The organism is Clostridium perfringens (assembly GCF_016027375.1).
Classification (GTDB): Bacteria; Bacillota; Clostridia; order Clostridiales; family Clostridiaceae; genus Sarcina; species Sarcina perfringens.
Genome location: NZ_CP065681.1, coordinates 207,501 through 229,157, shown reverse-complemented (window position 1 = coordinate 229,157; position 21,657 = coordinate 207,501). Strand labels below are relative to the sequence as shown.

The following is a 21,657-nucleotide window of genomic DNA, read 5'->3' as shown; positions in this document are numbered from 1 at the left end:
AAGATAAAATGGAAGATATTTTATTTGGAGGGGTTTAAATTGATAAAAGTTTTATTTGCAACATCAGAGGCAAATCCATTTATAAAAACTGGGGGACTAGGTGATGTAATGGGAGCATTACCTAAGGAGCTTAAAAGAAAGGGAATAGATGCTAGAGTAATTTTGCCTAAATATAGTGCTATAAAAGGAGAACTTTTAGATAAGCTTAGTTTTAAAAAATGGTTTATGGTTCCTGTTGGTTGGAGAAATCAATATTGTGGAGTATATCAGTGTGAATATGATGAAGTTATATATTATTTATTAGATAGTGAGTTTTATTTCCACAGAAATGGTTTATATGGTGAAGGTGATGATGGAGAGAGATTTGCTTTCTTTGATAGAGCAGTTTTAGAAACTTTAAAAGAGATTGATTGGTGTCCAGATATTATTCATTGTAATGATTGGCAAACAGGAATGATACCAGTACTTCATAAATTAGAGTATTCTAAAGATCCATTTTATAAGTATATTAAGACTGTGACTTCAATTCATAATCTTTTATTCCAAGGTAATTTTTCAGCAGATATTTTACCGGAACTTTTTGGTTATGATTATGAACCAGTGAGAAATGGAAGTTTAGAATTTTATGGTGGAATGAGTTTTATGAAAGGAGCTATAAATTATAGTGATAGGATTTTAACTGTAAGTGAAACTTATGCCAAGGAAATTCAAACTCCTTACTTTGGAGAAAATTTAGATGGCTTATTAAGAGAAAGAGGATATGCACTAAAAGGAATAGTAAATGGTATAGATTATGATGAATTTAATCCTAGTAAGGATAGTTTAATAGCTAAAAATTTCTCAGTGGAAACTATAGAAGATAAAGTGTTAAATAAATTAGCTCTTCAAAAGGAATTAGGGTTACCTATAAATCCAGATATACCTATGATAAGCATTGTATCTAGGCTTACAAATCAAAAGGGATGCGACTTAATAGTTAATATAGCAAATAGATTACTTCAAAGAAATGTGCAATTAGTTATATTAGGAACAGGTGATTATAATTATGAAAATCATTTTAAGGGATTACAAGAGCTTTATCCAACTAAGGTATCTGCAAATATAAAGTTTGATAATGGATTAGCTCATAGAATATATGCATCTTCAGATATTTTCTTAATGCCATCATTATTTGAGCCTTGTGGACTAGGACAACTTATAGCATTAAGATATGGAGCTATTCCAATAGTTAGAGAAACAGGTGGATTAAAGGACACAATTCATTCATATAATAAATATACTGGAATAGGAAATGGCTTTAGTTTCACAAATTATAATCATAATGATTTAATGCATGTTATTGAATTAGCTTTAGAAACATATGATGATAAAGAGATTTGGAGATCATTAATTATACAAGCTATGGATTCTGATAATAGTTGGAATAAGTCAGCAGAAAAATATAAGGAATTATATGAAGAATTAATCAAGTAGTTTTAATCAAGTTTGTAGGAGGCGAGTAGATGCTATCTATAAATAAGGAGAGTTTTAAGAGAGATTATAAAAAAAAGTTCTTAGAACTTCATGGTATAGAACTTGAAGAGGGAAAAAATTTTCATAAGTATGAGGCTCTTGGATGTTTAGTTAGAGATTATATTGCAGAAGACTGGGTAAATACTAAAAAGAAATATGAGAGTTCAAAGCAAAAACAAGTTTATTATTTCTCTATGGAGTTTTTATTAGGAAGACTTTTAGGAGATGCCTTACTAAACTTAGGTATAAGAGAAACATGTAGGGAAGCTTTAAAGGAATTAAATATTGACTTAGAAGAACTAGAAGAGTTTGAAAGTGATCAGGGGTTAGGTAATGGTGGATTAGGTAGATTAGCAGCATGCTTTCTAGATTCAATGGCATCTTTAAATATAGCTGGACATGGATGTGGCATAAGATATAAATATGGATTTTTCAATCAAAAAATAATTGATGGATCACAGGTAGAAACTCCAGATAGTTGGCTTAAGAACGGAAATGTATGGGAAGTTAAAAAGCCTGATAAATCAGAAGTTGTTAAGTTTGGTGGAAATATTAAGTGTGAAAACATAAATGGTAGATTAACTTTTACCCATGTAAATTATGAGCCAATTTTAGCAGTTCCTTATGATACCCCTATTGTTGGATATGAAAATAATGTGGTAAATAATTTAAGGTTATGGAGTGCAGAGCCAGTAGATAATGAATTCGATTTTTGTTATTTCAATAGAGGTCAATATTTAAAGGCTATAGAATATAGAAATTCTATTGAAGCCATATCACAGGTATTATATCCTGATGACTCAATGTATGAAGGGAAACTTCTTAGATTAAAACAGCAATATTTCTTTGTATCAGCAGGACTTCAGAGTATAGTTAGACATTATAAGAAAAATGGTGGAAAAATAGAAGAGTTTGATGAATATATTGCTATTCATATAAATGATACCCATCCAACCTTAGCAATACCAGAGCTTATGAGAATTTTATTAGATGAAGAGGGACTTTCATGGGAAAGTGCCATGAGAATAACTACAAACACAATATCATATACAAATCATACTATTTTATCTGAAGCCTTAGAGAAATGGCCAATAAATATGTTTAAGGAGCTTCTTCCTAGAATATATATGATAGTTGAAGAGATGAATGAAAGATACTGTGCTGAACTTTGGCATAAGTATATTGGTCAATGGGACAAGATTTCTAAGATGGCCATAATAGGAGATGGCTTTGTTAGAATGGCTAATCTTGCAATAGTAGGTAGTCATAGTGTAAATGGTGTAGCAAAATTGCATACAGAAATACTTAAGAAAAAAGAGATGAGTGATTTTTATTATCTTTATCCAAGTAAATTTAATAATAAAACTAATGGAATAGCACATAGAAGATGGCTTCTAAAAAGCAATCCTGAACTTACTAATCTTTTAAAAGAAACAATAGGAGACAGCTTTATAAAACATCCTACAGATATGGAGAACTTTGAGAAGTATATTGATGATGAGTATGTTTTAAAAAGATTAGGAGAAATAAAAAGAAAAAATAAAGAGAATTTAGCTAAGGTAATTTTTGATAATCAGGGAATTAAAGTTGATCCAAATTCAATTTTTGATGTACAAGTTAAGAGAATACATGCATATAAGCGTCAGACTTTAAATTGTTTGAGAATAATGGAGCTTTATAATAGATTATTAGAAAATCCAAATTTAGATATAGCTCCAAGAACTTTTATATTTGCAGGTAAAGCTGCCCCTGCATACTATTTAGCTAAGAATACTATTGAATTAATAAATGCTGTTGCAAAGAAAATAAATAATGATAAAAGAATTAATGATAAAATCAAAGTAGTTTTCTTAGAAAATTATAGAGTTTCTCTTGCAGAAAAGATAATTCCAGCTACAGACTTAAGTGAGCAAATCTCAACTACAACTAAGGAAGCTTCAGGTACTTCTAATATGAAGTTTATGATGAATGGTGCTGTTACTATAGCTACCTTAGATGGAGCTAATATAGAAATAAGAGATGAAGTTGGAGACGACAATATTGTTATTTTTGGATTAACAGAAAATGAAGTTCTCGATTATTACTCAAGAGGTGGATATTCAGCTTGGGATGTAAGAAATAATGATAATAGGTTAATTAGAGTTACAGATGATTTAATAAATGGAGTTTACTCTAAGGATAGAGATAAGTTTAGAAGTGTATATGATAATTTATTGACCTATAATGATGAATTTTTTGTACTAAAAGATTTTGATTCATATTTGAAAGCTCAAGATAAGGTAGATTTGCTTTATAGAAATAATAAAGAGTGGCAAAGAAAATGTGGAGTAAATATAGCACATTCAGGTATATTTTCTTCAGATAGAACCATAACTGAGTATGCTACAGGAATATGGGGTTCAAAAGTTATATACAAAAACCTATAGAAATTTATAACAAAGTATAATCCATAAAGCACTTATATTAATACTATATATTAATATAAGTGCTTTGTTTTATTAAGTAAGAAAGGGGTATTGCCATGGGAAAAGCTTATATTTATCATGATTCTCAAGATACCTTTTATAGGGAACCTTTTGGAGCTGTTTCTGTAGGTTCTAAGGTAAGTTTAAGATTAGAATGCAAAGAGTGTGGAGAAGTTTTTATAGAGGTAATAAAGTTTGATGGAAGTAGATATTCAATACCTATGACAATTGAAGAGCGTAGAAATGAATGCATAATTTATAAAGGAATAATAGACACTACAAACTCCTCAGGAGTAATAAATTATTACTTTAAATACATTAAAGATGGATTTACTAAGTATTATGGAAATAATGATGAGTGTTTAGGAGGAGAGGGAAAGATATACTATGATTTTCCTAATTATTATCAAATAACAGTTTATGAGGATAATAAAATTCCTATTTGGTATAAAGAAGGTATTATTTATCAGATATTTGTGGATAGATTTTTTAATGGGAATAAGGATAGTGTGATATTTAATAAAAAGAAAAATAGCTTTATATATGGTAATTGGTATGATGAGCCAATGTATATAAGAGATAATAATGGAAGTATTAAACGGTGGGATTTTTATGGAGGTAATTTAAGGGGAGTAATTGAAAAATTAGATTATATAAAATCTTTAGGGGTAAATATTATATACATGAATCCAATATTTGATGCTGTGAGTTGTCATAAATATGATACTGGAGATTATGAAAATATAGATAAGATGTATGGAACTAACTGTGATTTTAAGGAATTGTGCCAAAAAGCTGAGGAAAAAGGCATAAGGATAATATTAGATGGTGTTTTTAGTCATACAGGATCAGATAGTAGGTACTTTAATAAATACGGAAACTATGGAGAGCTTGGAGCCTATGAATCTAAATACTCTAAATATTATAAGTGGTATAGGTTTTATGACTATCCTAATAGTTATGAATGTTGGTGGGGTTTTGAAAATCAGCCTAATGTAGAGGAACTAGAAAAGACATATTCAGATTATATAGTTAATAGTGAAAATTCAATAATAGCAAAGTGGCTTAGATTAGGAGCAAGTGGTTGGAGGCTAGATGTAGCAGATGAACTTCCAGATGAATTCATACAAATGATTAAGGAAAGGATGAAAAATGAGAAAGAAGATAGTGTGCTTATAGGAGAGGTTTGGGAAGACGCTTCAAATAAGGTTAGCTATTCAAAAAGAAGAAAATATTTATTAGGAAATGAATTAGATTCTGTAACAAATTATCCTTATAGAGATATAATTTCTAATTTTTTAAATGAAGAAATAAGTTCAAAGGATTTTTATAAAGTGATAATGAGCATAAAAGAAAATTATCCAAGAGAAAATTTTTATGCAAACATGAATCTTCTAGGTAACCATGATACAGAAAGAATACTTACAGTATTAAAGGAGAATTTAAATAAGTTAAAATTAGCCCTATGCCTTCAAATGACTTTACCTGGAGTTCCCTTAATTTATTATGGAGATGAGGCAGGACTTTTAGGAAATAAGGATCCTGAAAATAGAAAGACCTATCCTTGGGGACGAGAAAATAAGGAAATATTAAGTTATTATAGCTTTTTTGGAAACTTTAGAAAGAATGAAGAGGTTTTAAGAAAGGGAGATTTTTATATTTTTAAGGATACACCTGAGGATGTTATTGCTTTTAAGAGAGTTTATAAAGAGAAAGAAATGATAATTATAGTAAATAGGAGTAATTCTAGAAAAACCATAACCTTAGATAGCGAGAAAGGAAGATATAAAGATAAATTTTCTAAGGAAGAATTTTATGGTGATGGTAGCATTACTTTAGAAGTAGAAAGAGAAAATTATAAAATTTTAACTAATTAGAGGTATTTTCTAAGTGAAAAAATCATATTAATCCAATATATGGAGGTGGATAATATGATAAGAACAATAGTATGCCAAAGAGAAGGATGCAATGGAAATGCTTTTTATATAAATAGTCATGATGGTGAAATGAGTGTTGTATGTAAGGAGTGTAATAGTGAGTATAAATATGAAACTGAGAATAATTCACTTTTGATGTTATCTACTTGCTCAAACTGTAATAATGATACTTTTAAGGTCTTTAAAGATACTGAGAGCAATAATATATATGCAAAATGTATTGTTTGTGGTAATCCACCAGAAAATATTTTTATTGATGCTGATGGAAATCAGGTATCTTATGAATCTAAAATTTTAAACGATATAAAGGACATGGTTTATAGAGTTGAGCAAAGAATAAGCAATCTTGAGAGAGAGGTTGAGAGTTTAGGAAGTGGTCAAGTATTGATAGAGCAATCTATGGCATATATAAATCAATTTTTATCAGAAAATAAATAAGGTGTTAAATCAATTTGGGTACTAGAAGGGTTTCTAGTACTCTTTGTTATTAAAAAAAATAATAAAATTTAAGGCTATTTAAGAATATTGTTTTAAAATATTTAATTAATTTAAAATAATTATTTTTTAAGATTAAATTTATTATAAATTAATTTTAATAACTATTAAATTTAAAGTTAAATTATGTTATAATTTCAATATCCATTTAATGGTATATAAGGGGTAAATTGGAGGGGAGACTTGTGTCAAAAAAAGAGATAGTTGCAATGATATTAGCTGGAGGTCAAGGATCGAGATTAGGAGTGTTAACTAAGAATTTGGCTAAGCCAGCAGTTCCTTTTGGGGGAAAGTATAGAATAATAGATTTTCCTTTAAGTAACTGTTCTAATTCAGGTATATATACTGTTGGTGTTTTAACACAGTATAAGCCTTTAAAATTAAATGAACATATTGGTATTGGTGATACATGGGATTTAGATAGAAGAGATGGAGGGGTAAGTATATTGCCTCCATATCAAAAAGAAAAAGGTGGAGATTGGTATAAGGGTACTGCCAATGCAATCTATCAGAATATTGAATTCATAGAAAGATATGATCCAGAATATGTTCTTATTTTATCAGGAGATCATATTTATAAAATGGATTATGATAAAATGCTAGAAATGCATAAACAGAAAGAAGCTGATGCTACTATAGCAGTAATAAATGTTCCTATGCATGAGGCAAGTAGGTTTGGAATAATGAATACAAATGAAGATTTATCAATATATGAATTTGAGGAAAAGCCAGAGCATCCAAAGAGTACAAATGCTTCAATGGGAATATATATTTTTAATTGGAAAGTTTTAAAGAAATTTTTAGAAGAAGATGAATTAGATCCAAATTCAAGTAATGATTTTGGAAAAAATATAATTCCTAAAATGTTGAATGCAGGTAAAAGGCTTATAGCTTATCCATTTAAGGGTTATTGGAAAGATGTTGGAACTATAGAAAGTTTATGGGAAGCTAATATGGATTTATTAAAGCATGAAGATGAATTAAGTCTTTATGATAGTGAATGGAGAATTTATTCAGCTAATCCTGTTAGACCTGCTCAATTTATTGGAAAAGATGCAGAAATAAAGTCTTCATTAACTGTTGAAGGGTGTATAGTACATGGTAAGGTGGAAAATTCAGTTTTATTCCAAGGGGTTTACGTAGGAAAGGGAGCTGTAATTAAAGATGCAGTAATAATGCCAAATACAAGAATTGAGGATGAAGTTGTAATAGAAAAAGCGATTATAGGTAGTGAAGCTATTGTTGGTAAAGGATGCAAAATAGGCGATGGAAATAAAATTTCAGTTATAGCATCTAAAGAGGTTGTAGTAGGCAATAAAGAGATAATAGAAGAATGTGCTATGGTGAAGTAAGAAGAGGTATATGAGAGGGGTAATAGTTCATGAATAATTGCATAGGTATAATAAATTTAGATGAGAATGAAAGCAGAATTGGAGAATTAGCAAAAAATAGGCCTTTAGCAGCAGTACCTATAGCGGGAAGATATAGAATAATTGATTTTATACTTTCTAATATGACTAATGCAGGAATAGAATCTTTAGGTATTTTAAGCAAAAATAAATCTCGTTCATTAGTAGATCACTTAACTAATGGGAGACCATGGGATTTACACAGAAAAAGAGATGGACTAAGAGTATTTAACTTTGGTGAAAGAGATCCTTATTATGATGATATAACTAATCTTTATGAGAATTTAGATTTTTTAACTAAAAGTAGAAGAGAATATGTTATCATGTCACCATCATATATGATTTGTAATATAGATTTAAAAGAAGCTTTAGAATATCACAAGAAAAATGACAATGATATTACAGTAATATATAAAAAAGTTAAAGATGCGGATTCTAATTTTATTGATTGTGATGTTTTAAATTTTGATGAAAGTGGATTTATAAAAAGTATAGGAAAAAACTTAGGTAGAGAAGAAGAAAGCAATATAAGCATGGAAATGTATATATTAAGAACAGATCTTCTAATAGAAATAATATATGAATGTATAAGAAGAGGTTCACATAGAAAATTCAAGAGTTATTTAAGTGAATTCTTAGATGAAATGAAGGTTAGTGGATTTGAATTTAAAGGTTATTTAAGCTGTGTTAATTCACTAAAATCTTATTATAAGGCTAATATGGATTTATTAGAAGAGAAGGTTTATAAGGAATTATTTATAGATAATAATCCTATATATACTAAATCTAGAGATGAAGGACCAACCCATTATACTAAAAATAGTGAAGTAACTAATTCGATAATAGCAAATGGTTCTTATATTGAAGGGAAAGTTGAAAACAGTATAATTGGAAGAAGAGTTTATGTAGGACCAGAGGCGGTTATTAAAAATTGTATTATAATGCAAGAAACTGTTATAGGTGAAAATGCCCATTTAGATAAAATAATAACAGATAAGGCAGCAGTAATAAGAGATGATGAGAAAATAGTAGGTCTTGAATACTGTCCTATGGTTTTAAGCAAACCTAATATAATATAAACTTGAAATAAATCATAGCATCCTTTAAATTTAATTTATACAAAAGGAGAAGAGGAGATGCTATGGAGAATAAAAGAAAAAGAATAATTGCATGGAGTTTAATGATATTATGGATGGCTTTTATATTTTTTATGTCTAGCCAGCCAGGAGAGGTTTCTTCTAAGCAAAGTAATTTTGTAGTTGTTTTACTTGATATGTTTGGAATGGACTTAAATAGTCGTTTCGGTGAATTATCAACTTATATTATAAGAAAGGGAGCACACTTTACTGAATATATGATACTTTATTTCTTAGCTTTTAATCTTTTAAGATTATATATAACTAGAAAGAAGGCATATATATATTCCTTAATTATAGTATTTGGATATGCTTGTAGCGATGAATTCCATCAATTATTTGTAGAAGGAAGAAGTGGACAGTTTAAAGATGTTCTTATAGATACATCAGGAGGAATTTTTGGAAGTTTATTAGCTATTTTAAAAAGTAAAATTTTCTCTAATAAAGCTTAAAATGAAAAAAACATTAAAATATATTTATTTTAAATACAAAAATGGCCTATATTAAAATAACTTTTAACAAAACTTACAAACAGTATGAAGAGAAAACTTGTAATTCTCTGAATATGTTTGTAAGTTTTATTATTCTAATACAGCACCTTTTTCTAATTAATAATTTTTTATAATAATGCTGAGAAAATTCTAGTAACTCCCTCTATAAACTTGTCAAACTTAGTTGATTTTTCATATTCTTCAATTTTAAAATGTCTAGATTTAAGTAAATCTTCAAAAAACAGAGCATCTAACTTACATGTTATTTCCTTATCATATATAACAGTATTTATTTCATAATTAAGCTCAAAACTACGTATATCCATATTAGCTGTTCCTAAAGTACATATTTTCCCATCTATTGTCATTGTTTTAGAATGTATAAAAGAACTTTTATCATAAAAATAAACTTCAATTCCACAATCCATAAGTTCAGCTAAATAACTTTTAGATGCCTTATTTACCATAAAGTGATCTGATTTTTCAGGAAAAATAATCTTTACGTCAACTCCACTTAAAGAAGCTATTCTAAGAGCTTCTATTATGCTTGATGGAGGTACAAAATAAGGAGTAGTTATATAAATATTTTCCCTTGCAGTCATAATCATTTTTAAAATGCTCTGCATTATTGCAGGAAATGTTGAATCAGGTCCGCTTTTAACTAACTGCATTAAAACTCTTTCCTTAGCAACTATATTTTCAGGAAAATATTTATCAAATTCTTTATCATAAAAAGTATAACTATTATTAGCTTTTTCTATGGTTATGAAGTCATCTAGGAAAACTGCTTGCAGTGCTAAAACAAAATCACCTTTAATCATTAGGTGGGTATCTCTCCAATAACCAAACTTTTTGTTTCTCCCTAAATATTCATCTCCTATATTAATACCACCTAAAAAACCTACTTGTCCGTCTATAACAACTATTTTTCTATGATTTCTATAGTTGATTTGAGTGTTTATTACTTTAAGAAGGGGTGCTAAGAAGTAAGAGTACATAACAACTGAGACCCCTGCTTTTTTTAAATCTTTAATGTAGCTTCTTTTTAAGCTGCTTGAACCAACTTTATCAATAATAAATCTAACCTTAACTCCTTCTAGAGCTTTCTTTATCAATATATCTTTAATTTCATTGCCTATTTCATCACTATTTACTATATAGTACTCAAGATGAATATGATGCTTAGCCTTAAGAAGTTCCTCTTTTAAATCTTTAAACTTTTCAACACCATCCTTATATATCTTTATATCATTATTAACAAAGATAGGAGAATCACTGTTAAAAGCTAAAAGCTCCATTAAAGGGACATATTGTTTTTCAGGATATTCATCTAAAATAGGACTTATTAAGTCATTAATTTTAGGATTGGTTCTATCATTAAGTTTATTTCTTTTCCAATTACGTCCTAAGAATATATAAAGTATTAATCCTATAGGAGGCAATAGGGTTAGTATTAGTAACCATGCTATTGTTTTTTCTGGTTGTTTTCTTTCTAGTACCACAATTATGACAGACAAGATTACATTAATTATAAATGCCAAGTATAAAAATGTTGTTATATAGTTTATAATAATCCCTCCCTCATAAATAAAATACTAAATCTTATTGTAACATTAATTATCTCAATAACTAATACTTTCTAAACAGTTTTACATAAAATATATTATCAAAATGTAATTATAAACTATATAAAATATTATAATCTACATATTTATTATTGAAAGTATGAAATCAATAGAGTATTAATAAATTTTAAATAGTTAACATCAAAAAAGATAAAATTTATTTTAGACTAATAATTTTATTTTTCTTTAACAAGATAAAGTGAGAAAATTATCAAAAATATAACCAAAATATTAATATTGTGTTATATAAATGTGATTATATTGAAATTTTAATAATAAATGATATAATAAATTAAGATAATAATAAAAATAAGTTGTTTTTGTTGGGGGTTTATAAACAAAAATCAATAACTATTAATAAAAGGGGGGCATATATATATGAAAGCTGTAAAAGAAGTCAATCAGAAAAAAAGCGGAATTTTAGGCTTCATAGAAACAGTAGGTAATAAATTGCCGCATCCAGCTACTATATTCGTAATATTATGTGCTGGTGTAGTAATTTTATCTCATGTTTTAGCATCAAGGGGTGTATCTGTTACATATGAAGGAATAGATAGAGCTACAAATGAAATTAAAGAGATAACGGTTTCTGTTCAAAGTTTGTTAACTCCAGATGGAATAAGATATATTTTTGAATCATTAATAACTAATTTTACAAGCTTCGCGGCTTTAGGTACAGTGTTAGTTGCAATGTTAGGGGTTGGTGTTGCAGAAGGAACTGGACTTATAGGAACAGCTTTAAGAAGATTAGTGTTAAAAACTCCAAAGAGTTTAGTTACAATGGTTGTTGTATTTGCAGGAGTTATGTCAAGTATAGCTTCTGACGCTGGTTACGTTGTTCTTGTACCACTAGGTGCAGTAATATTTATGAGTTGTGGAAGACATCCACTAGCAGGTATAGCTGCAGCCTTTGCAGGGGTATCAGGTGGATTTAGTGCAAATCTTTTTCCAGGACCTGTTGATGCTTTATTAGCAGGTATGACTACAGAGGGTGCTCATATGTTTGATCCATCATATTCAGCATCACCAGTAGGAAACTGGTACTTTATAATGGCTTCAACAGTTGTAATAACTTTAATAGGAACTTTAGTTACTGAGAAGATAGTTGAACCTAGATTAGGTAAATATAGAGGAGAACTAATAGCGGGTGATGAAGATGCTATGAAACCTCTTGATGAAAAAGAAAAAAGAGGATTAAAATTTGCAGGTTTATTTGCTTTAGTAGGAATTATATTAATAGGAGCTTTAGTTGTTCCAGCTAACGGTATATTAAGAAATCCTGAAACAGGAGAAATATTAAGTTCACCATTTATGAACTCAATAGTTGTTTCTATCGCATTTGTATTCTTACTAGCAGGTGTTGGATATGGAATAGGTGAAGGAAAAATAAAGAGTGATAAAGATATAATTGGTGAAATGGGCAAGACAATGTCTACAATGGGCTCATATATAGTATTAGTATTCTTTGCAGCTCAATTTGTAGCTTACTTTGGAAAAACTAATTTAGGTACTGTAATAGCAGTAAAAGGAGCCGACTTCTTAAAGGCAACAGGAATTCAAGGTATTCCTTTATTAGTAGGATTCATACTTGTAACAGCATTTATAAACTTATTCATGGGATCAGCTTCAGCTAAATGGGCTATAATGGCTCCAATATTTGTTCCAATGCTTATGGGAGTTAATATAAGTCCAGAAATGACTCAAATGGCATACAGAATAGGTGACTCAACAACAAACATTATATCTCCACTTATGACTTACTTTGCGTTAATAGTATCATTTAGTGAGAAGTATGATAAAGAGTCTGGAATAGGAACAATGATATCAACAATGGTTCCATATTCAGTTTGCTTACTAATAGGATGGACAATCTTATTAATGCTTTGGTATGTATTTAAATTACCTTTAGGACCTGGAGCAGGAATAGTTATATAATATATGAATATAAAAAGTTATACATTATATAAGTTAGAAGTATTATTTATAAAGATAATATAAATATAAAAAATATAGAGTATTAAGATATAGGATTTAATATATAACTATTAAATCCTATATCTTTTTTTATGTTTAAATTTAAAAGGGCAGTTATTGATAGTTAATAATCTAATATTATAAATAGTTAATAATTTAATGCTATAAGTTGAAAATAAAAAATAACTTATATTTAAATTGAGTTATAGTTAAATTGAGATTTTACTATAACTAAAAGTTATATTTAGTTTTTAATATGGAATTTTCTAAGTAAAATTTTGGTTGTAAGCTTAAATAAATAGAGTATTTATGTCCTAAATGTAGTAATTATCAAGGAATAGGATTTATAAAAATGGAATGTTTGGAATTAAGTTGAATTAAAATAAAGAACACAAAACCAGGCGTATCAATATAAAGAAAATAAAGTATTCTAATGAAAAATAGAGTATTTTAAGAATAATTGTCGTAACTAATGAAATATATAGTAAGTATATATTATCTAACATGGTAAGATAAATCTCGTCGCTGAGAGACACACAAACAACTCAACAAAACAAATTAAAAGTTTTGAAAAAAAGTTGTTGACAAAGTTTCAAAGTGATGTTAAACTAAGAAAGTCGCTTGAGGGCGACAAAGAAATGGTCTTTGAAAATTAAACAGAAGATATTAACATAAACCAGCAATTCTTTTATAAGTAATATGAGTATAGATTAAACTTTTAAATTGAGAGTTTGATCCTGGCTCAGGATGAACGCTGGCGGCGTGCTTAACACATGCAAGTCGAGCGATGAAGTTTCCTTCGGGAAATGGATTAGCGGCGGACGGGTGAGTAACACGTGGGTAACCTGCCTCATAGAGTGGAATAGCCTTCCGAAAGGAAGATTAATACCGCATAACGTTGAAAGATGGCATCATCATTCAACCAAAGGAGCAATCCGCTATGAGATGGACCCGCGGCGCATTAGCTAGTTGGTGGGGTAACGGCCTACCAAGGCGACGATGCGTAGCCGACCTGAGAGGGTGATCGGCCACATTGGGACTGAGACACGGCCCAGACTCCTACGGGAGGCAGCAGTGGGGAATATTGCACAATGGGGGAAACCCTGATGCAGCAACGCCGCGTGAGTGATGAAGGTTTTCGGATCGTAAAGCTCTGTCTTTGGGGAAGATAATGACGGTACCCAAGGAGGAAGCCACGGCTAACTACGTGCCAGCAGCCGCGGTAATACGTAGGTGGCGAGCGTTATCCGGATTTACTGGGCGTAAAGGGAGCGTAGGCGGATGATTAAGTGGGATGTGAAATACCCGGGCTCAACTTGGGTGCTGCATTCCAAACTGGTTATCTAGAGTGCAGGAGAGGAGAGTGGAATTCCTAGTGTAGCGGTGAAATGCGTAGAGATTAGGAAGAACACCAGTGGCGAAGGCGACTCTCTGGACTGTAACTGACGCTGAGGCTCGAAAGCGTGGGGAGCAAACAGGATTAGATACCCTGGTAGTCCACGCCGTAAACGATGAATACTAGGTGTGGGGGTTTCAACACCTCCGTGCCGCCGCTAACGCATTAAGTATTCCGCCTGGGGAGTACGGTCGCAAGATTAAAACTCAAAGGAATTGACGGGGACCCGCACAAGTAGCGGAGCATGTGGTTTAATTCGAAGCAACGCGAAGAACCTTACCTACACTTGACATCCCTTGCATTACTCTTAATCGAGGAAATCCCTTCGGGGACAAGGTGACAGGTGGTGCATGGTTGTCGTCAGCTCGTGTCGTGAGATGTTGGGTTAAGTCCCGCAACGAGCGCAACCCTTGTCGTTAGTTACTACCATTAAGTTGAGGACTCTAGCGAGACTGCCTGGGTTAACCAGGAGGAAGGTGGGGATGACGTCAAATCATCATGCCCCTTATGTGTAGGGCTACACACGTGCTACAATGGCTGGTACAGAGAGATGCAATACCGCGAGGTGGAGCCAAACTTAAAAACCAGTCTCAGTTCGGATTGTAGGCTGAAACTCGCCTACATGAAGCTGGAGTTACTAGTAATCGCGAATCAGAATGTCGCGGTGAATACGTTCCCGGGTCTTGTACACACCGCCCGTCACACCATGAGAGTTGGCAATACCCGAAGTCCGTGAGCTAACCGCAAGGAGGCAGCGGCCGAAGGTAGGGTCAGCGATTGGGGTGAAGTCGTAACAAGGTAGCCGTAGGAGAACCTGCGGCTGGATCACCTCCTTTCTAAGGAATACATCTTAGGACAACTAAGATGATAATGAATTCTGGATAATATCTCTGTTTAATTTTGAGAGACTATCTCTCAAAATTGTTCTTTGAAAATTGCACATAATTTAATTTATAGAAACAACAAGCCAAATTGGCAAAACCAATTTCTATTCTTTGTAAAATGAGAACTATAACTAATATAGGTCAAGCTACAAAGGGCGCATGGTGAATGCCTTGGCATCAGGAGCCGATGAAGGACGTGATAAGCTGCGATAAGCTTCGGGTAGGCGCACATAGCCTGAGATCCGAAGATCTCCGAATGAGGAAACTCACATGGGAAACCCCATGTATCATTAAGTGAATACATAGCTTAATGAAGGTAACCCAGGGAACTGAAACATCTAAGTACCTGGAGGAAGAGAAAGAAAAATCGATTTTCTTAGTAGCGGCGAGCGAAAGGGAAAGAGCCCAAACCGGAAACTTGTTTCCGGGGTTGTGGACATAGCATAAAAGTGGAGGCTATTGTAACTGAAGAGAACTGGAAAGTTCCACCGTAGAAGGTAATAGTCCTGTAAGTGAAACGAGAAGACCACGAGTTATGATCCAGAGTACCACGAGACACGTGAAACCTTGTGGGAAGCAGGGAGGACCACCTCCCAAGGCTAAATACTACCTGATGACCGATAGTGAAGCAGTACCGTGAGGGAAAGGTGAAAAGAACCCCGGGAGGGGAGTGAAATAGAACCTGAAACCGTGTGCCTACAACCGCTCAGAGCCCCTTATGAGGGTGATGAGGTGCTTTTTGTAGAACGAGCCAACGAGTTACGGTATGTAGCAAGGTTAAGTACTTAAGGTACGGAGCCGAAGGGAAACCGAGTCTGAATAGGGCGACTAGTTGCATGCCGTAGACCCGAAACCGGGTGACCTATCCATGGCCAGGTTGAAGCGAGGGTAAAACCTCGTGGAGGACCGAACCACGTTGCTGTTGAAAAAGCATGGGATGAGCTGTGGATAGCGGAGAAATTCCAATCGAACCCGGAGATAGCTGGTTCTCTCCGAAATAGCTTTAGGGCTAGCGTCGAGTATGAGTAGTGGAGGTAGAGCACTGAATGGGCTAGGGGGCATAGCGCTTACCGAACCTTATCAAACTCCGAATGCCACATACTTTGAGCTCGGCAGTCAGACTACGAATGATAAGATCCGTGGTCAAAAGGGAAACAGCCCAGATCGTCAGCTAAGGTCCCAAAGTGTAAGTTAAGTGGGAAAGGATGTGAGATTTCTAAGACAACTAGGATGTTGGCTTAGAAGCAGCCATTCATTAAAAGAGTGCGTAATAGCTCACTAGTCGAGAGATCTTGCGCCGAAAATGTAACGGGGCTAAACTTACCACCGAAGCTACGGGCTTGAACTTAGTTCAAGCGGTAGGAGAGCGTCGTAACCGGGCTGAAGTCGTACCGTAAGGAGCGGTGGACTGGTTACGAGTGAGAATGTTGGCATCAGTAGCGAGATGTGGGTGAGAATCCCACAGGCCGAAAACCTAAGGTTTCCTCAGGAAGGTTCGTCCGCTGAGGGTTAGTCGGGACCTAAGCCGAGGCCGAAAGGCGTAGGTGATGGACAACTGGTTGATATTCCAGTACCACTACCATCGTTATTATCGATGGCGTGACGCAGGAGGATAGTGTGTGCTAGCTATTGGATGCTAGTCTAAGCGTTTAGGCAGTGAGAGTAGGCAAATCCGCTCTCATAATGCTGAGGCGTGATGGGGAAGGTTCCACGGAACCGAAGTACATGATTCCACGCTGCCAAGAAAAGCGTCTAGAGAGAGAAGTAGTGCCCGTACCGCAAACCGACACAGGTAGGTGAGGAGAGAATCCTAAGGCCGGCGGAAGAATTACAGTTAAGGAACTCGGCAAATTGACCCCGTAAGTTCGCGAGAAGGGGTGCCTACGAGAGTAGGCCGCAGAGAATAGGCCCAAGCAACTGTTTAGCAAAAACACAGGTCTCTGCTAAAGCGTAAGCTGATGTATAGGGGCTGACGCCTGCCCGGTGCTGGAAGGTTAAGGGGAACACTTAGCGCAAGCGAAGGTGTGAACTTAAGCCCCAGTAAACGGCGGCCGTAACTATAACGGTCCTAAGGTAGCGAAATTCCTTGTCAGGTAAGTTCTGACCCGCACGAATGGCGTAATGACTTGGGCACTGTCTCAACTGTAAATCCGGCGAAGTTGTAGTGCGAGTGAAGATGCTCGCTACCCGCGATTGGACGGAAAGACCCCGTAGAGCTTTACTGTAGCTTAGCATTGAGTTTTGGTATTGTCTGTACAGGATAGGTGGGAGACTAGGAAACCAGGGCGTCAGCCTTGGTGGAGTCAACCTTGGGATACCACCCTGACAGTACTGAAATTCTAACTGGCGGCCATGAATCTGGTCACAGGACATTGTTAGGTGGGCAGTTTGACTGGGGCGGTCGCCTCCTAAAAAGTAACGGAGGCGCCCAAAGGTTCCCTCAGAACGGTCGGAAATCGTTCGAAGAGTGCAAAGGCAGAAGGGAGCCTGACTGCGACACCCACAAGTGGAGCAGGGACGAAAGTCGGGCTTAGTGATCCGGTGGTACCTCGTGGGAGGGCCATCGCTCAACGGATAAAAGCTACCTCGGGGATAACAGGCTGATCTCCCCCAAGAGTCCACATCGACGGGGAGGTTTGGCACCTCGATGTCGGCTCGTCGCATCCTGGGGCTGAAGTAGGTCCCAAGGGTTGGGCTGTTCGCCCATTAAAGCGGCACGCGAGCTGGGTTCAGAACGTCGTGAGACAGTTCGGTCCCTATCCGTCGCGGGCGTAGGAAATTTGAGAGGAGCTGTCCTTAGTACGAGAGGACCGGGATGGACTGACCTCTGGTGTACCAGTTGTTCCGCCAGGAGCACAGCTGGGTAGCTAAGTCGGGAATGGATAAACGCTGAAAGCATCTAAGCGTGAAGCCAACCTCAAGATGAGATTTCCCATAGCATAAGCTAGTAAGATCCCTTGAAGAACACAAGGTTGATAGGTCGGGGGTGTAAGCATGGTAACATGTTCAGCTGACCGATACTAATAGATCGAGGGCTTGACCAAATATAGTAAATTAAATATGTGCAATTTTGAAAGAACAAAAACTTTCAAACATCTGGTGATGATGTTCTTTAGGGTAACACCCGTTCCCATTCCGAACACGACGGTTAAGCCTTTAGAAGCCGATGGTACTGCACGGGAGACTGTGTGGGAGAGTAGGTGGTCGCCAGGTCTTATGATTTGCTAGCTCAGTCGGTAGAGCACGTGACTTTTAATCACGGTGTCCAGGGTTCGATTCCCTGGCAGATCACCAAAAACCTCTCTTAATTAGAGAGGTTTTTTTGTATATAAAAATATATTATGTAAATTAATATAAAAATAATTATAGTAAAATAAATCATAATTTAATAAAGTTTCATATAAATTCGACTAGAGTTCAGAATATATTAATATTTAACAGGATTCTAGTCGACTTTATATATTAGTAAAAATAAAAGTTTTAATATATAATTATATGTAATGAATAAAAAAGTATATATTTTTAAGTTACTTTTTTATAAATATGGAATGACTTTAAATAAGAGTTAATATAAATTTAGTTAGCAGTAATAGTGTGGTATAGAGGAGAATATTATGATAAAAAAAACGGAAAAAGCATATGAGGTAAAAAGAGCCTTCAACAATAATATAGTTTTGGTTGATGATGATGAAAAAGAAATTATATTATTTGCTAAAGGTATAGGCTTTAATTGTAAAAAAGGTTCAATAATACCTGAGAATACTAATATAGAAAAAATATTTACTATACAAGATGAGAATAATATTGCTAACTTTAGAAGAGTGGTTGGAAGTAATGATGAGAAGTTTATTGCTTTTTGTGAAGAATTAATATTAGAGATTTCAAGAGATTTTAGTGAGGAATTAAACGAGATTATACATATAGGTTTAATAGATCATATTTCTTTTGCTATTGAGAGAATGAAAAAAGGAGAGATTTTAAGAAATCCTTTTTTAGTAGAAATAGAAACTCTATATCCTAAAGAGTTTGAGGCTGCAACTAAAATGGTTAAAAAGCTTGAGGATTTTACAGGGGTAAGTATAGTTGATGATGAGATTGGATTTATTGCTATGCATATACATTCGGCAAGAACAACAGGAAAGATTTCTCATACAATAAAATTTACCTATATAGCAAATACTGCTGTAGAATATATTGAAGATGCTTTTAATATTGAAGTAGATAGAACTTCATTATCTTATGCTAGATTTATAAGTCACTTAAGATTTGCTATTGAAAGACTTATAAATAATACTCCGGTAAAAAATGAATTACTTTCTATTATAAAACTAAAGTATCCAGAATCCTTTAAGGTTGCTGAAGAAATAGGAAAAGCTATAAATGAAGATTTTTCTCTAGAAGTTGCAGAAGATGAGATAGGGTATTTAGCCTTGCATGTAGAGAGAATAAGAAAAAATGAATAAATAAAAAAGCTGACTTTTAAGTCAGCTTTTTATTATTTAACTTTATAAGTTAAAACAGTATCATTTCCAGCAGTAACTGTTTCACCTATAACAGGTTTCATATCTTTTACCATATCAGGATTTGTGATTAATACAGGAGTGTGTAATTTTAAGCCTTTTCCTAATATAAAATCTCTATCTATTTTTAATATTGGTGTACCAGCTTTAACTTGTTGTCCTGGTTCAGTTAATCTTTCGAATCCTTCTCCTTCTAGAGAAACTGTATCTATACCAACGTGAACTAATAATTCAATACCATTACTTAAAGTCATAGCGAAAGCATGGTTAGTTTTGAATACTAATGATAATTCTCCATCAGCAGGAGCAACAATAGTATCTCCAGTTACTTCAATAGCAACTCCATCTCCAGCCATTTTTTCAGCGAAAACTTGATCTGGTACTTGTGATAAATCAATAGTTTTTCCAGTTGCAGGAGCAATTAATTTTAATTCTTTTTTAAATAATCCAAACATATTTATTTTCTCAACTTATTATATTAAGTTAAGAAATTCACTTCCTTTCTATATATAGAATCAAATATAAAAAAACAGGCATAAGTCTATTAGAACTTATGCCTGATTTAACAGTAACATGTTATGATTACATTATATATTCTTTATTTTTATAAGTCAACACTATATTTATACAATATCATTTGAAGATTTGTATTTATATGTAATAAATTTAGGAAGCGTGAGAAAGATAATATTATAGTGATTATAAAAAATATGTTTATCTTAAAGTTGACACCCTAAAAAAGATATAGTAATATTTAAATGCAAACATTACAGATGTAATGTTTAAGAGATTATTTTAAGCGTGTAACCATAAATTTTGGGCATTAGCTGAAAAGAATTACTATGTTCTTTTCAGCTTTTTTTATGTGTGAATATAATTGTATTAATAGGACAATTTTTAGCTAAAGGGGAAAGGATTTCAAAAGGAATTTCTATATAAGCATTTTATGATTAAAAATATAGATTATAAAATGCTTATATAGGTATTCAATAGGAATAGATAACTTTTATATTTTATTTTTAGAATACCTAATGCTTTAAAGAAGTTAAATTTTTTAAAGTATTACACAAACTTAAACTAAATGAAAAAAACTTATAAGGAGGAATGAACAAATGAGTAAAAAAGGTTCAAAAGTTTTAGGCTTTCTTCAAAGAATAGGTAAATCTTTAATGGTTCCTATAGCAGTAATGCCAGCTTTAGGATTATTATTAAGACTTGGAGATAAAGACTTATTAAATATCCCTTGGATCAGCGCTGCTGGTGGAGCTGCCTTTGGAGATAATATGGCAATGCTTTTTGCTGTAGGTATAGGATTTGGACTTTCAGATGAAAATAATGGAGTTGGAGGATTAGCAGGTCTTTTAGGATTTTTAGTTATGAAAAATGTTGCAACTTCATTTGATCCAAGTATAAATATGGGAGCTTTTGGTGGAGTTGTAGCCGGAGTTGTTGGAGGACTTTTATATAATAAATTTAAAGATATTAAAGTTCCTCAATTTTTAGGATTCTTTGGTGGAAAAAGATTTGTTCCAATAATAACATCAGCGGTATGTCTTATTTTAGGGGTATTCTTTGGATATACTTGGCCAACATTCCAAGCTGGATTAGACGGATTTGCTAATATAATGGTAGCGGCAGGTGCTATTGGGGCTGGAATATATGGAATATTAAATAGATTATTAATACCAATTGGATTACACCATGTAATGAACACAGTAATTTGGTTCCAATTAGGAAGCTTTACAGATCCAGTTTCAGGTCAAATTGCAACTGGAGATATTGCAAGATTTTTAGCTGGAGATCCAACAGCTGG

Annotated in this window: 12 protein-coding genes, 1 tRNA gene and 3 rRNA genes (1 of these 16 cut by a window edge); 14 read left to right on the top strand and 2 right to left on the bottom strand. The window is 33.2% G+C overall.

Annotation, left to right across the window (positions count from 1 at the left end; all coding sequences use genetic code 11):
• Nucleotides 1-42 precede the first annotated feature (42 nt).
• From glgA to I6G60_RS01165, 7 genes are all read left to right on the top strand, one after another.
• Complete coding sequence (gene glgA / locus I6G60_RS01195; RefSeq protein ID WP_197925703.1) at nt 43-1,473, top strand: glycogen synthase GlgA; 1,431 nt, start codon at nt 43-45, stop codon at nt 1,471-1,473.
• 29 nt (nt 1,474-1,502) lie between these two features.
• Complete coding sequence (locus I6G60_RS01190; protein ID WP_197925548.1) at nt 1,503-3,938, top strand: glycogen/starch/alpha-glucan phosphorylase; 2,436 nt, start codon at nt 1,503-1,505, stop codon at nt 3,936-3,938.
• A gap of 95 nt (nt 3,939-4,033) precedes the next feature.
• The gene (locus I6G60_RS01185; RefSeq protein ID WP_197925547.1) at nt 4,034-5,854 is read left to right on the top strand and encodes a glycoside hydrolase family 13 protein; all 1,821 of its coding nucleotides are present in this window, start codon (nt 4,034-4,036) and stop codon (nt 5,852-5,854) included.
• Between the two features lie 54 nt (nt 5,855-5,908).
• Nucleotides 5,909-6,352, top strand: coding sequence for a hypothetical protein (locus I6G60_RS01180; RefSeq protein ID WP_003454134.1), 444 nt, complete (start codon nt 5,909-5,911; stop codon nt 6,350-6,352).
• Nucleotides 6,353-6,594: 242 nt separating this feature from the next.
• Nucleotides 6,595-7,761: a glucose-1-phosphate adenylyltransferase gene (locus I6G60_RS01175; RefSeq protein WP_003470092.1), complete on the top strand. Its 1,167-nt coding sequence runs from the start codon at nt 6,595-6,597 to the stop codon at nt 7,759-7,761.
• Between the two features lie 29 nt (nt 7,762-7,790).
• Entirely contained in the window at nt 7,791-8,897 is a 1,107-nt protein-coding gene (gene glgD / locus I6G60_RS01170; protein ID WP_003454130.1) for a glucose-1-phosphate adenylyltransferase subunit GlgD, read from the top strand.
• 62 nt (nt 8,898-8,959) lie between these two features.
• Nucleotides 8,960-9,406, top strand: a complete 447-nt coding sequence (locus I6G60_RS01165) for a VanZ family protein (protein ID WP_003473034.1) — start codon at nt 8,960-8,962, stop codon at nt 9,404-9,406.
• Nucleotides 9,407-9,573: 167 nt separating this feature from the next.
• Here I6G60_RS01165 and cls read toward each other — a convergent pair whose 3' ends face one another.
• On the bottom strand, nt 9,574-11,004 hold the full coding sequence (cls, locus tag I6G60_RS01160) for a cardiolipin synthase (RefSeq protein ID WP_096071767.1): 1,431 nt from the start codon (nt 11,002-11,004) through the stop codon (nt 9,574-9,576).
• Between the two features lie 444 nt (nt 11,005-11,448).
• On the opposite strand from cls, the gene I6G60_RS01155 reads away from it, so the two are divergent.
• The 6 genes from I6G60_RS01155 to I6G60_RS01130 all read left to right on the top strand — a co-directional run bounded on the left by I6G60_RS01155 (nt 11,449) and on the right by I6G60_RS01130 (nt 19,787).
• A complete protein-coding gene (locus I6G60_RS01155) occupies nt 11,449-13,005 on the top strand; it encodes an AbgT family transporter (protein WP_003473032.1) in 1,557 nt (518 codons plus the stop codon).
• Nucleotides 13,006-13,763: 758 nt separating this feature from the next.
• Nucleotides 13,764-15,276, top strand: a 16S ribosomal RNA gene (locus tag I6G60_RS01150).
• A gap of 187 nt (nt 15,277-15,463) precedes the next feature.
• Nucleotides 15,464-18,368 (top strand): 23S ribosomal RNA (locus tag I6G60_RS01145).
• 51 nt (nt 18,369-18,419) lie between these two features.
• A 5S ribosomal RNA gene (gene rrf, locus I6G60_RS01140) occupies nt 18,420-18,537 on the top strand.
• Together the 16S, 23S and 5S rRNA genes with 1 tRNA gene alongside form the textbook arrangement of a ribosomal RNA operon.
• Nucleotides 18,538-18,542: 5 nt before the next feature.
• Nucleotides 18,543-18,618, top strand: a tRNA-Lys gene (locus I6G60_RS01135).
• Between the two features lie 320 nt (nt 18,619-18,938).
• Nucleotides 18,939-19,787 carry a PRD domain-containing protein gene (locus I6G60_RS01130; protein ID WP_003460620.1) on the top strand — a complete coding sequence of 283 codons (849 nt, stop codon included), beginning with the start codon at nt 18,939-18,941 and terminating at the stop codon, nt 19,785-19,787.
• A 32-nt stretch (nt 19,788-19,819) separates the two neighbouring features.
• On the opposite strand, the gene I6G60_RS01125 is transcribed toward I6G60_RS01130, so the two are convergent.
• Nucleotides 19,820-20,299, bottom strand: coding sequence for a PTS sugar transporter subunit IIA (locus I6G60_RS01125; protein WP_003460618.1), 480 nt, complete (start codon nt 20,297-20,299; stop codon nt 19,820-19,822).
• A gap of 657 nt (nt 20,300-20,956) precedes the next feature.
• On the opposite strand from I6G60_RS01125, the gene nagE reads away from it, so the two are divergent.
• Nucleotides 20,957-21,657 carry the 5' portion of an N-acetylglucosamine-specific PTS transporter subunit IIBC gene (gene nagE / locus I6G60_RS01120; protein ID WP_003460623.1) on the top strand. 745 nt of this gene lie beyond the right edge of the window, so the window shows 701 of its 1,446 coding nt (coding positions 1-701); its start codon is at nt 20,957-20,959; its stop codon lies off the right edge, out of view.